Source organism: Flavobacterium sp. W22_SRS_FK3, assembly GCF_052113665.1.
In the GTDB taxonomy this organism is placed as follows: Bacteria; Bacteroidota; Bacteroidia; order Flavobacteriales; family Flavobacteriaceae; genus Flavobacterium.
This window is the reverse complement of sequence record NZ_JBGQOF010000001.1, coordinates 167,916-180,338: the sequence shown is the minus strand read 5'-3', so window position 1 is coordinate 180,338 and position 12,423 is coordinate 167,916. Positions and strand designations below refer to the sequence as shown.

Below are 12,423 nucleotides of genomic sequence, written 5' to 3'. Positions count from 1 at the left end.
TAGTAATTATGTCAATCTAATCATCGATTTAATCTATTTATTTCTTATTTTCCAATCTAAGAAGCATTCTTTGAGTTTTGTTAAAAACAAAAAAAGCCCTCAAAAGAGGGCTTTTATATTTAGGAAATTGTAATTAATTACAATTTAGCAACATGTTTCGTTAATTTAGACTTCAAATTTGAAGCTTTGTTATCGTGAATGATGTTCTTTTTAGCTAATTTATCAATCATAGAGATTACAGTTGATAATTTAGAAGCTGCATCAGATTTTTCAGTAGCTAACCTTAATGCTTTAATAGCATTACGAGTAGTTTTATGTTGGTATCTGTTAAGAACTCTTCTTTTTTCGTTACTTCTGATTCTTTTTAATGCTGACTTATGATTTGCCATTTTTTTTAATTTTAGATGTAATAATTATTATAGATACTAGTTAAAAAAGAAAAACCTCCCACAATTATATTAACAATCACTTTGGTTTTAACTAATAAAACAAAAACCGAGACACCAATTTTTATTTTATAAAACTTATTCACAACTAATTTTAGTAGTCCGTGGGGGAATCGAACCCCCCTTACCAGGATGAAAACCTGGCGTCCTAACCGATAGACGAACGGACCATTAACATCAAGTTAAAAACTTAATTTGCAGAAAAAAAAGTAGTCCGTGGGGGAATCGAACCCCCCTTACCAGGATGAAAACCTGGCGTCCTAACCGATAGACGAACGGACCGTGTTTCTCTAATGCGGATGCAAAAATACAACTATTTTTAAGATGTACAATACCTGATGCAAAAAAAATTAAAAAAAATTAATAAGCCTTTGCAAATAACACTCTTTTTGTTGACGGATTCCCAGTAAACACACAGCTTCCCGCTTCTTCTACATGACTTAAAGGAATACAACGAATTGTTGCTTTTGTCAAGTCTTTTATTTTTTCTTCAGTAGCTGCTGTACCATCCCAATGAGCCGAAACAAACCCGCCTTTACCATCTAAAATTTCTTTAAACTCCTCAAAATTATTCACTTCCGTAATATGAGTATTACGATAATCTAACGCTTTATTAAACAAATCCTTTTGAACCTGTTCTAACAAGTCATTTATATAATTTACGATTCCTTCGCCAGAAACTGTTTCTTTTGTCAATGTATCTCGCCTTGCAACCTCAAAAGTTCCGTTTTCCAAATCTTTTGGACCAACAGCGATTCGAACAGGAACCCCTTTTAATTCCCATTCAGCAAATTTAAATCCTGGTTTTTGTGTTGTTCTGTCGTCATATTTAACCGAAATCTTCAACTTCCTCAACTTTGCTGTTAAATCATTAACAGCAGCAGTAATTTCTGCTAATTGCTCATCTGTTTTATATATTGGCACAATTACAACTTGTATAGGCGCCAAATTTGGAGGTAAAACCAATCCCTGGTCATCAGAGTGTGTCATAACCAAAGCCCCCATTAAACGTGTAGAAACCCCCCATGAAGTTCCCCAAACATGCTCTTGTTTTCCTTCGGCATTAGCAAATTTTACATCAAATGCTTTTGCAAAATTTTGTCCTAAAAAGTGAGAAGTTCCAGCCTGCAAAGCTTTTCCGTCCTGCATTAAGGCTTCAATACAATACGTTTCATCAGCTCCTGCAAAACGTTCTGTCTCGGTTTTTATACCTTTCACAACTGGAATTGCCATAAAGTTTTCCACAAAATCGGCATAAACATTCATCATTTTTTCAGATTCTTCCACTGCTTCTGCTTTTGTAGCATGTGCCGTATGTCCTTCCTGCCATAAAAACTCTGCAGTTCTTAAAAACAAACGCGTACGCATTTCCCAACGCACCACATTCGCCCACTGGTTAATCAATAAAGGTAAATCCCTGTAAGACTGTACCCAACCTTTATAGGTAGACCAGATGATCGCCTCACTTGTTGGACGAACAATAAGCTCTTCCTCTAATTTAGCATTTGGATCAACCATAAGTTTTCCCGGTTTATCAGGATCATTTTTTAATCTGTAATGTGTTACAATTGCACATTCTTTCGCAAATCCTTCTGCATTTTTTTCTTCAGCTTCAAACATGCTTTTTGGCACGAATAAAGGAAAATAGGCATTTTGATGTCCTGTTTCTTTAAACATTCTGTCTAACTCAGCCTGCATTTTTTCCCAAATAGCATATCCGTATGGCTTAATTACCATACATCCTCTAACTCCTGAATTTTCGGCTAAATCTGCTTTAACGACCAGTTCGTTATACCATTTCGAATAATCTTCTGATCTTGTAGTGAGGTTCTTACTCATATTGAATAGTTTGGCACAAATTTTGTTTTATTTTTTTTACTAAATAGTTTAGCAAAACTAACTATTTTTGTAATGTCCAACAATAAAAAACACCACAGATATGAAAACTTATATTTCTCTCCAACAAAACTCAACTCATTTCTATCTAATTGGCTTATTGAGTTTTCTATTAACATCGTGTGGTTCTTACCAAAATACTTCGTACAATGATAATGATGGAGTTTATGGCAACACCCGCACTTATGCCCAATCAAACAACACTCCTGCAAATAATCAATACACCGATTATTTCAGATCCTTACAAGATGATAATCAGCCAACTGAAATTTTTACAGATGTAGACAGTTACGGCAATTATGCAGAAAACGACAGTATACAAACGGCCTCTACAGCTTACCCTGCATGGGGAAGCAGTAATTCTGAAGTATCAGTTAATGTTTATTCTGATCCTTACTGGTCCACGGGATTCGGTTTTGGATTTGGATACCCATATTACGGATGGGGCTACGGTGGTAGTTACTGGGGTTACGGCGGAGGTTATTGGGGTTATCCTGGATATGGATGGGGCTATCCGGGTTACTGGGGGCCTGGATGGGGCTATGGCGGAGGTTATTGGGGACCACGTTACGGTTACGGCTACAATAACTACTCTTACAATTATGGAAGAAGAGGATCTGCTGCTTATTATGGAGGAAGAAATTATACTTCTAACAGGAATTATAGCACCAATAGAAATTATACAACCAATAGAAATTCAGCTTCAAACAGAAATTACACCAACAGAAGCTATTCCACAAACAGACAAAATAGCTATTCTGACTACCGAAGAAGTTCTACTGTAAATAGCAGAACATCAAGCCCAACTTTTACCAACAGAAGAAGTACATCTCCAAACAGTAGCTATAATTCTTCAACCAGAAGATCAAGTAACACAACTACTCCTACGAGAAGCTATAACAATAGCAGCAACAACAATTCATCACGAAGCTATTCCTCACCAAGTTCTTCTCGTTCATATAACAGTGGTAGCAGCGGAGGAAGCATGAGATCATCTAGTGGTGGTGGAAGATCAGGAGGTGGTGGAAGAAGGTAACATTTTCCTTCTTTAGCGTATATGGAATTACATATTAAAACGAAACAAAATGAAAAAAATATTCTTCCTACTTATATCAGGACTAACTTTTGTCGTCTCACATTCACAAGAGGTTTCAGATGCTGTGCTTTATGCGCAGGACAATTTAACCGGAACAGCTAGATTTAGATCTATGGGCGGAGCTTTTGGAGCTATTGGCGGAGACCTATCTTCTTTATCAGTAAACCCTGCAGGATCTGCCATATTTACAAACAATCAGGTTGGAGTGACTTTTAGTAATCAAAACATTAAAAACAACTCTAATTACTTTGACACTCAAACTTCAGCCAAAGAAAACTCTTTTATATTGAATCAGGCTGGAGGTATTTTTGTGTTTAACGATCATAATCCAAATAATAACTGGAAAAAAATTGCTATTGGAGTTACTTACGAAAACACCAATAATCTCAATAATAATGTTTTTTCAGCCGGAACCAATCCAAGTAATTCAATTGACAAATATTTTTTAGCTTACGCTGACAGATCTGCTTCTTCTCCAAGCTACATTAAAAACGCCTATTACGAAGATTTATCTTATATAGAACAACAAACTCACCTTGGCCTTAACGGAAATATCATTCAGGCTTCCAACGACATTTATTCAAGTAATGTTCCTGATGGCACTATTCCTGGCGAAGGTAGATACTATCAAGAAAATGAAATTTATGCCAGAGGATACAATAGTAAACTAAGTTTTAACATAGCAACCACATATAAAGACCGCATTTACCTTGGAGCGAATTTAAATGTTCATGTTACTGATTATAGAAGATCGAGCCGTTTTTACGAAGAAAACAACAATCCGCTTGAATCAAGAGAAACAATATCTTATTTAAGTTTTAATAACGATTTGTATACTTATGGTAATGGTTTTTCTTTTCAGTTAGGTGCCATTGCAAAAGTAACCGAAGCTTTTAGACTTGGAGTAGCTTACGAATCAAACACGTGGTATGAATTATATGACGAAATTTCTCAAAGCCTATACACAACAACAGAAAACAATGCAAATCAGGCATTCGACTATGATGTAAATCCAAATATCATAAATGTTTACGATCCCTATACTTTGCAGACTCCAGGAAAATTTACATTCAGCGCCGCCTATATCTTTGGAAAATCAGGTTTAATCAGCATTGATTATGCTATTAAGGATTATGGAAACACCAAATTCAAACCAACGAATGATTCAGGTTTTGCAGGCCTAAACGATGATATAAACAATCAATTAAACAACAATGGCGAATTGAGAATTGGCGGTGAATACAAAATAAAACGACTAAGCTTACGTGGCGGCTATCGTTTTGAAGGTAGCCCATATAAAGACGGCACAATAATTGGCGACCTAAACAGCTACTCAGGCGGTTTAGGTTATAATTTTGGATCAACCAAAGTAGACCTGGCTTACTCATACACCGAAAGAAAATCGAGTCAGGGGTTTTTCAACGTTGGATTAACTGATCCTGCGAACATTACATCGAAACTCAACAATGTTTCTTTGACTTTATTATTTGAATTGTAATTAAGAATAAATAGATGAATGGAAATTTCCGTCTGGTGTTACCTGACGGATTTTTTTTAGCCCTGATGGAAGTGACATCCTTTTGTGGCGGGGTTCGACACAAAAGATATAACGGACAGCAGGATTAGCTCCATAAAAAACACCTAAAACAAACTCAAACAGGCGGTGTTTGAATAAAAAAGTGTAATTTTGCACTCCAATTTATAAAATCATGAGAACCAAGTCTTTAAAAAAGAACAAAATTAACGTAATCACTCTTGGGTGTTCAAAAAATATATATGATAGTGAAGTACTGATGGGACAGCTTCGTGCCAATGGCAAAGAAGTACAACATGAGGCTCCTGCTGCAGAAGAAGGAAACATTATCGTAATCAATACCTGTGGTTTCATTGATAATGCAAAAGCAGAATCGGTAAATATGATTTTGGAATATGCAGATAAAAAAGACAAAGGTCTAGTTGATAAGGTTTTTGTGACCGGATGTTTATCTGAGCGTTACAGACCTGATTTAGAAAAAGAAATTCCGAATGTAGATCAGTATTTTGGTACAACTGAACTACCTCAACTATTAAAAGCTTTAGGAGCCGATTATAAACATGAATTACTAGGAGAGCGTTTAACGACGACTCCAAAAAATTATGCTTACTTAAAAATTGCCGAAGGTTGTGACAGACCATGTAGTTTTTGCGCGATTCCGCTTATGAGAGGATCCCATGTTTCGCAGCCTATTGAGAAATTGGTTAAAGAAGCACAAGGTTTAGCAAAAAATGGCGTAAAAGAACTGATTTTGATCGCTCAGGATCTGACTTATTATGGGCTTGATATTTATAAAAAGAGAAATCTTGCCGAACTTCTGGAGGCCTTGGCAGCAGTAGAAGGAATTGAATGGATCCGTTTGCATTATGCATACCCTACCGGTTTCCCAATGGATGTTTTGGAGCTAATGAAACGTGAGCCAAAGATTTGTAATTATATTGACATTCCCTTACAGCATATTTCGGATAACATTTTGAAATCAATGCGTCGTGGTACCACTCAGGCAAAAACAACTCAATTATTAAAAGATTTCCGCGCTGCTGTTCCCGGAATAGCAATCAGAACTACCTTGATTGTTGGTTATCCGGGCGAAACACAGGAAGATTTTGAGATTTTGAAAGACTTTGTTCAGGAAATGAAATTTGACAGAATGGGCTGTTTTGCTTATTCACACGAAGAAAACACTCATGCTTATTTACTTGAAGACGATGTTCCTGCTGATGTTAAACAAGCCAGAGCAAATGAAATCATGGAATTGCAATCGCAGATTTCATGGGATTTGAATCAGCAAAAAGTAGGTCAGGTTTTTAAATGTATTATTGACAGAAAAGAAGGTGCTCATTTTGTAGGAAGAACCGAATTTGACAGTCCGGATGTTGATAATGAAGTTTTGATAGATGCATCGAAACATTACGTAAAAACAGGTGAATTTGTTAATATCAAGATAATTGAAGCAACAGAATTTGATTTATACGGAGAACCTGCTTAAATTTACGGGTAACAATTATCCAAATCATCAACTTAGATAACTATTTTATGAAATCTATTCACTCTATTTTCTTTTTAGCTCTCGCTTTATTAAGTTTTAATTCTGTTTCAGCACAATACGGAAATGGATACAATAATGGTTATGGCAATAATGGCTACGGAAGAAGTGGCGGAATGGGAATGGACAGAAGCATGATGCAAAGCCCACAAGGCAGTTCGAGTAAGCCTAAAGAAGTTCCTCCTGAAGAAACAGCAGCTAAAATTGTGGAACAAATGAAACCGGAAGTTAATCTTGATGAACTGCAAGCTATCGCTATCACAAATGTCTTAGCTGACAGCATGAGAGAACAAGGTGTTTTATTGAAAAATGAAAGCAGCAGCCAGGATCAAAAAGTGGAACAAATAACAGCCTTAAGAGAAGCAACTACCAAAAAAATAAATGCTTTTTTAAGTCCTGATCAGATAGAAAAATACACAGCTTTTATAGCCAATTTTAAAGAAATCAAAAAGACAAAATCAAAAAAGAAGAAAGATAAAAAAGAAGTTAAAGAAGATACTGAAGGACTAAAGCCCACAGAATAATTATCTTGACTTAACCTTAAAATGTAAAACATGTTAAAAAAACATTTTTGTTGTCTGATTTTAGCAGTTATTATCACTTCTTGCGGAACAAAAAATCCGTATAAAACAACCGAGAAAGCTTATGATCAACAACTTAAAACTTTAGAAAATCAAATTACAAGCAAAGAAGTTCAACCAATACCAGTAACCACAGTATTTATTGATACTACATATGCTTCGCAATTAGGTATAATAAAAGACACGTTATCAAAAACCGGATCTACACCTTTATTAAATGGTATTAGTACAGAATGGATAGGAACGGTCAATTTTAATTTAAGAAAGCCCAGCTTTATCATTATTCATCACACTGCACAAGATTCCTTACAGCAAACCATTAATACCTTTACAAAAAGCAGAACACAGGTAAGTGCTCATTATATAATTTCTGAAAACGGAAAAGTAGTTCAGATGTTAAATGATTACTTAAGAGCCTGGCATGCCGGGGCATCTACCTGGGGAAAAAATACAGATTTAAATTCTTCATCAATAGGAATTGAGCTTGATAACAATGGTTTCAAGCCTTTTACTGAAGCTCAAATTGGAAGTTTAATTGCTCTTTTGACCAAATTGAAAAAAGAGTATAATATTCCAATGCAAAACATATTAGGACATGCTGATATTGCTCCGGGCAGAAAACAGGACCCGAGCGCTTTATTTCCATGGAAGACATTAGCTCAAAAAGGATTTGGAATATGGCCTGATGAAATTTTAGAAGAAGCTCCTTTTGATTTTAGAATTGAGCCTGCCTTGCGAATCATTGGCTACAATACCAAAAATCTTTCAGCAGCCATAATCGCTTTTAAATTACATTATATTCAAACTGATGTTACTGCTATTTTAGATCGAAAAACAATAGATACCATTTATTCAATTTACAAAAAGCAACTTCAATAACAAACAATACCATAGAAATATTAAAAAATGCATTCCTAATAAGTTTAGAGAATGCCTTTTTTTAAGTCTATTCTATATTTCTAACCAACCTATAGACATTTGATTGGTACATATAGAGTTTAAAGCCCTTGAAATAACTAAAAACAACCACAATCGTATAATAATATGTTATTATATCATATCATTAAACTTAAATCAGTAAGTAATAGTTTTTCGTTTGTAAATTTTAGTTGTTAACATAAAAGCTACGCTATTTTTCAGAAACTGAATAAAGCCTTCAATTAAATTTATAGACATTCCGCAATTTAAATTGTTTAATTTCAATACTGTTCTTAGATGTAAAAAATCATTCTCAATTTACTGTAGTGATATTAGATCTTCATTTAAACTTAGAAACATTCACATTCAAAAGAACGAGATTTTCATTTGGAATTATTTTAACCAATAAAAAAGCTGCCAAAAATTTCACAATTTTTGACAGCTTCCAAAAAAAAAAAAAAAATATCAATCTTTATCTCTAAAAAGAGTATGTTGTAGTAATTAATCCAAAGAATAACTCTTCGATTAGAGCATTGTATTGTAAATTTTAGAACCCGTAAACTAATGCTATAAGAACTTGAGAAGCAGATTTAGCAGGAGCTAAATCAGAATCTACGAAAAGAACTTCATCTGAATTAGAATCTAGTCTAAACTCTGGAATAATAGTCAATCCATTTATTTTGTAATTTCCTGACAAAGTAAAAGCAGTAACACCTGTATCTCCAGAACCTTCTTTAAATTTAAAATATTCTCCGCGCAATCCTAAAGCAAAAGCATCACTGATCGCATAAGATGGGTATAAAGCCGCTCCTGAATAACCAACATCGCCTTCGTTTGAAAAATCAGCAGCATTTAAACCCAATTTGAATTTGTCAGTTAATTGAAAAGTTGCAGTCAAGTCAACAATAGTACCACTTACAGAACCATCCATAAAATTCAAATAAGCACTTGCTTTATCAGTTACAAAAGACAATTGACCTCCTACGGCATTTAATCCTTTTACTGGATCAGCATTATAGTAATTCCAAGAGTCATTAAAAACACCTACCATTGCACCAAATTTCTCCGTTATAGCATAATTCGCTTTTACACCTGCATTTTGGAATGGTCCGTATGAAAACAAATAAGAAGTAGAGTAGTGAAAATTAGCTACAGGAGAGATTACCTCATACCCAATAAATGTACCCATGTAACCCGCAGTCATATTAAATTTATCAGTAAACGCATAAGTCGCATACAAATTTTGGATGTGGAATGAATTCTCCTCATTTGCAGCAGCTCCATCACCATTTGGTATTGATTGGTATTGCCCTCTTGGCCCAAAAGAAAGTTCACCTACAAAAGACACATTTTTTATTGTTTTCTTCAATGCAATATCTAACATGCCTAAAGAAACAGAATTCTGATCTGTTGCGAAACTTGTTGGGATATTAGACACTTTAGCAAAATCATATTTGTAATATACATCTCCTGAACCTGAAATTTCTAAAGGAGTAGTTTCTGGTGCATCATCTTGTGCAAATGCAAAACTTGTTGTTAAGGCTAATGATAAAATACATAATACTTTTTTCATGTGTAAATTGGTTTTAGTTATTAATTGATTCTGGTTAGTTAAATTTTTATCTCTATTTATATATACGATTTCATATTTTGAACTTCAAATCCCGTCTAAATCATCATCATTTTCTTCAGCGAATTTATTAACTTTTGTATGAGTAGAATAATCGAAATCTATTTTTTTGATGTTTTTGAAGCAGAATTATGGATTACAAAAATTAAATTAAAAAAAATCGTTATTTCACATTTATGCGGATTGGTTTTTAAAAATACAATAATGATTTTTACTCTTTTGAACAAAAAAAATAGGGGTGTAAAAAATAAAAACAAACAAAAATACTATATTTAACGCATTTTTAATTAAAAAAAACAAAACACTCTATTAAAAAAAGGGGTGCGTTAAAAATAAAAATAAAAATTACCAGAAAGCATTTTTGTTAAGCACAAATTGACAACTACCTTAATTCCTACAAAAAAAACAATCAAAACTACACAGAAAAGTGAATCTGTAAGACTGATTGAAACGCAGAAAGCCTGCTCAAAGCAAGCAGGCTTTCATAATAGAAGAATAGACAGAACTTACTCCTGACTATTGTATTTTCTTAAAAAATCACGAACTTTAATTCCAGATTCTTTTAAATCTTTTTCTTTCCAACTGCCTTCTGATTTAGCTGATTTTTGCAAAATAGAGCAGGTTTCATCTTTATCAGAAACTGACCATGTAATCCAGCTTAATTTTCGGGACTCCATCCAATCTATATATTCCTGCCATGCTTTCATATTCAGAGGTCCGTTTCCCGAAGCTTCCATACCGGCTGATTCTGAAACAAAAATTGGCAAACCGCTTCTTATTGCATTATCAGTTCTGTCTCTTAATTCTTTTCCATGTGTAGCTGCATAAAAATGCATGGTGTACATTAAATTATAATATCCACTGATTGGATCAGCAGCAGGGAGATCAACATCCTGATCCCAATGAGGACATCCAACTAAAATAATATTATCTGGATCATTTTCCCGAATTACCTTTATTACTTCTTCTGCATACGATTTAACTTCCCACCAAGTTTCATGATCGGGCTCATTAAATATCTCATATATAATATTTGGATGTTTACCATATTTTTTAGATATCTCCCCAAAAAAAGCTTTTGCTTCTTCTAAATTTATATTGTGGCTATGCCAGTCTATAATTACATAAATATCCGATTTTATTGCCCCTTTTATGACTGATTCAATTCTCTCTTTTGAAAACTGCGGTTCCTTTATATAAGACATCTCTCCTAATTCAATTCCCATAGCAGCACGAACTACGTTACAGTTAAAATCTTTTTTTAACCAGTTAACCGCTTTTTCATTGTAAAATCTTGGCCACATACTATGCCAGCCAAAACTCATTCCGCGCAAGACTACCGGGTTATTATTTTTATCTACCAATTGAGTCCCCAGGACACTTAACTGACCATGTTTATTTACAAATTGGGCATTTGCAAAACAAAATATTAATAATAAGGTTACGACAAAAAGTTTATTTTTTGATTTCATACTAATGAATGCTATGGAATTAATCTGAGTGTAATCACATCATGAGAAGCAATATCGGCTATAAAATTCTTTTTTGTGCTTCCTGCTTCTTTATTCTTCCAAAGATCCTTTAACTTGAAAACCTTCTTATTAAAATCGGCTTCATAACCAAAATCTGCATCTTTGATTAGGTGTTTTTTCCAATCAAAATTGATTTTTTTAGTTACATCACTTCTATTTAAAAAAGTAACTGCCCAATTTCCATCTGATAAAGGCTTCACCCAGACTTCCAATCCATCTTCTGCCAGATATTTAAAACCCTGAACACCTAGCTTATCCTGATTTACTTCAATTAATTGTTTGTTGGTTAAAATTGCCAATGTTTCTTTTGACATTTTTCTGTAATCATTTCCGCTAAATAAGGGTGATGCCAGCATGCACCATAAGCTAAAATGCGCCTTATCTTCGGTATCATTCATTTCATTCCCTACTTCCATCATATCAAAATCATTCCAATGGTCAGGACCTGAATATTTACGAATGTCTTTACGTATGTCTGCAATTTTCATGAATCCCCATGACGACCAATTTTCCGGATGTTTGAATTCGCAATCAAAGCACGGATAAATATCCCCTGAAATTCTCCAAAGATTCCCAACAGGTTTCCCCCACTCCCATGGTTGGTTATCGCCCCATTCGCAAAGACTAAAAACGATTGGTCTGCCGGCAGTTTTTAATGCATTGCTCATTGTTGTATAAGCTTCGGGTGCCGTAATTCCTTTTGTGTTACACCAGTCGTATTTAAGAAAATCGATTCCAAGCCTGGCATAAAAGCGCGCATCCTGATATTCATAACCCCGGGTTCCGGGATATCCGGCACAAGTTTGAGTTCCGGCACAATTGTACAAGCCAAATTTCAAGCCTTTGCTGTGCACATAATCTACGACAGCTTTCATTCCGTTAGGAAATTTAACCGGATCAGGAACTAAATCGCCATTCGCATCTCGTTCTTTAGCCATCCAGCCATCGTCTAATACTATATAATTGTAACCTGCTGCAGCCATTCCTGATGAAACCATAATATCAGCGGTTTCTTTTACTAATTTCTCATCGATATTGGTTGCGAATGTATTCCATGAATTCCATCCCATTGGCGGGGTCATTGCCAGACCTTCAAATTTTCCAGCTGTTTGATTGTGTGTATTTCCCTGACTGAAAGCTAAAATGGATATACTTAGAGCAAATACTAAAATTATTTTTTTCATTCTTTTAATTTTTAACTACTTTATAAAAAATGTTCCCTAATTTTTAAACCAGGGAACATT

Annotated in this window: 10 protein-coding genes and 2 tRNA genes; 5 read left to right on the top strand and 7 right to left on the bottom strand. The window is 34.5% G+C overall.

Annotated features, from left to right (window positions below; all coding sequences use genetic code 11):
- Nucleotides 1-137 precede the first annotated feature (137 nt).
- The 4 genes from rpsT to proS form a co-directional block, all read right to left on the bottom strand.
- On the bottom strand, nucleotides 138-389 hold the full coding sequence (gene rpsT, locus ACEN2I_RS00845) for a 30S ribosomal protein S20 (protein ID WP_007803459.1): 252 nt from the start codon (nucleotides 387-389) through the stop codon (nucleotides 138-140).
- A gap of 155 nt (nucleotides 390-544) precedes the next feature.
- Nucleotides 545-616, bottom strand: a tRNA-Glu gene (locus ACEN2I_RS00840).
- 40 nt (nucleotides 617-656) lie between these two features.
- Nucleotides 657-728: transfer RNA gene (locus tag ACEN2I_RS00835), tRNA-Glu, on the bottom strand.
- Between the two features lie 78 nt (nucleotides 729-806).
- Nucleotides 807-2,285 carry a proline--tRNA ligase gene (gene proS, locus ACEN2I_RS00830; RefSeq protein WP_441764222.1) on the bottom strand — a complete coding sequence of 493 codons (1,479 nt, stop codon included), beginning with the start codon at nucleotides 2,283-2,285 and terminating at the stop codon, nucleotides 807-809.
- A 100-nt stretch (nucleotides 2,286-2,385) separates the two neighbouring features.
- On the opposite strand from proS, the gene ACEN2I_RS00825 reads away from it, so the two are divergent.
- From ACEN2I_RS00825 to ACEN2I_RS00805, 5 genes are all read left to right on the top strand, one after another.
- Complete coding sequence (locus tag ACEN2I_RS00825) at nucleotides 2,386-3,378, top strand: hypothetical protein (RefSeq protein ID WP_441764221.1); 993 nt, start codon at nucleotides 2,386-2,388, stop codon at nucleotides 3,376-3,378.
- A 49-nt stretch (nucleotides 3,379-3,427) separates the two neighbouring features.
- The gene (locus ACEN2I_RS00820; protein ID WP_441764220.1) at nucleotides 3,428-4,936 is read left to right on the top strand and encodes an OmpP1/FadL family transporter; all 1,509 of its coding nucleotides are present in this window, start codon (nucleotides 3,428-3,430) and stop codon (nucleotides 4,934-4,936) included.
- Nucleotides 4,937-5,147: 211 nt separating this feature from the next.
- Nucleotides 5,148-6,461 (top strand): 30S ribosomal protein S12 methylthiotransferase RimO, encoded by a 1,314-nt coding sequence (gene rimO / locus ACEN2I_RS00815; protein WP_441764219.1) that lies wholly within the window; start codon nucleotides 5,148-5,150, stop codon nucleotides 6,459-6,461.
- A 47-nt stretch (nucleotides 6,462-6,508) separates the two neighbouring features.
- Nucleotides 6,509-7,042: a hypothetical protein gene (locus tag ACEN2I_RS00810; RefSeq protein WP_441764218.1), complete on the top strand. Its 534-nt coding sequence runs from the start codon at nucleotides 6,509-6,511 to the stop codon at nucleotides 7,040-7,042.
- Between the two features lie 30 nt (nucleotides 7,043-7,072).
- A complete protein-coding gene (locus ACEN2I_RS00805) occupies nucleotides 7,073-7,978 on the top strand; it encodes an N-acetylmuramoyl-L-alanine amidase (protein ID WP_441764217.1) in 906 nt (301 codons plus the stop codon).
- 586 nt (nucleotides 7,979-8,564) lie between these two features.
- Here the strand turns inward: ACEN2I_RS00805 and ACEN2I_RS00800 are convergent.
- The 3 genes from ACEN2I_RS00800 to ACEN2I_RS00790 all read right to left on the bottom strand — a co-directional run bounded on the left by ACEN2I_RS00800 (nucleotide 8,565) and on the right by ACEN2I_RS00790 (nucleotide 12,363).
- Nucleotides 8,565-9,590: an outer membrane beta-barrel protein gene (locus tag ACEN2I_RS00800; RefSeq protein WP_441764216.1), complete on the bottom strand. Its 1,026-nt coding sequence runs from the start codon at nucleotides 9,588-9,590 to the stop codon at nucleotides 8,565-8,567.
- A 563-nt stretch (nucleotides 9,591-10,153) separates the two neighbouring features.
- Nucleotides 10,154-11,119 (bottom strand): glycoside hydrolase family 5 protein, encoded by a 966-nt coding sequence (locus tag ACEN2I_RS00795; protein WP_441764215.1) that lies wholly within the window; start codon nucleotides 11,117-11,119, stop codon nucleotides 10,154-10,156.
- 11 nt (nucleotides 11,120-11,130) lie between these two features.
- Nucleotides 11,131-12,363 (bottom strand): glycoside hydrolase family 27 protein, encoded by a 1,233-nt coding sequence (locus ACEN2I_RS00790; RefSeq protein ID WP_441764214.1) that lies wholly within the window; start codon nucleotides 12,361-12,363, stop codon nucleotides 11,131-11,133.
- Between the last annotated feature and the right edge of the window lie 60 nt (nucleotides 12,364-12,423).

What these genes read in the sequence shown, in the direction of transcription:
- rpsT (WP_007803459.1), bottom strand. Translation starts at nt 389, where the DNA reads ATGGCAAATCATAAGTCAGCATTAAAAAGAATCAGAAGTAACGAAAAA.
- ACEN2I_RS00800 (WP_441764216.1), bottom strand. Translation starts at nt 9,590, where the DNA reads ATGAAAAAAGTATTATGTATTTTATCATTAGCCTTAACAACAAGTTTT.
- rimO (WP_441764219.1), top strand. Translation starts at nt 5,148, where the DNA reads ATGAGAACCAAGTCTTTAAAAAAGAACAAAATTAACGTAATCACTCTT.
- proS (WP_441764222.1), bottom strand. Translation starts at nt 2,285, where the DNA reads ATGAGTAAGAACCTCACTACAAGATCAGAAGATTATTCGAAATGGTAT.
- ACEN2I_RS00805 (WP_441764217.1), top strand. Translation starts at nt 7,073, where the DNA reads ATGTTAAAAAAACATTTTTGTTGTCTGATTTTAGCAGTTATTATCACT.
- ACEN2I_RS00825 (WP_441764221.1), top strand. Translation starts at nt 2,386, where the DNA reads ATGAAAACTTATATTTCTCTCCAACAAAACTCAACTCATTTCTATCTA.
- ACEN2I_RS00810 (WP_441764218.1), top strand. Translation starts at nt 6,509, where the DNA reads ATGAAATCTATTCACTCTATTTTCTTTTTAGCTCTCGCTTTATTAAGT.
- ACEN2I_RS00790 (WP_441764214.1), bottom strand. Translation starts at nt 12,363, where the DNA reads ATGAAAAAAATAATTTTAGTATTTGCTCTAAGTATATCCATTTTAGCT.
- ACEN2I_RS00795 (WP_441764215.1), bottom strand. Translation starts at nt 11,119, where the DNA reads ATGAAATCAAAAAATAAACTTTTTGTCGTAACCTTATTATTAATATTT.
- ACEN2I_RS00820 (WP_441764220.1), top strand. Translation starts at nt 3,428, where the DNA reads ATGAAAAAAATATTCTTCCTACTTATATCAGGACTAACTTTTGTCGTC.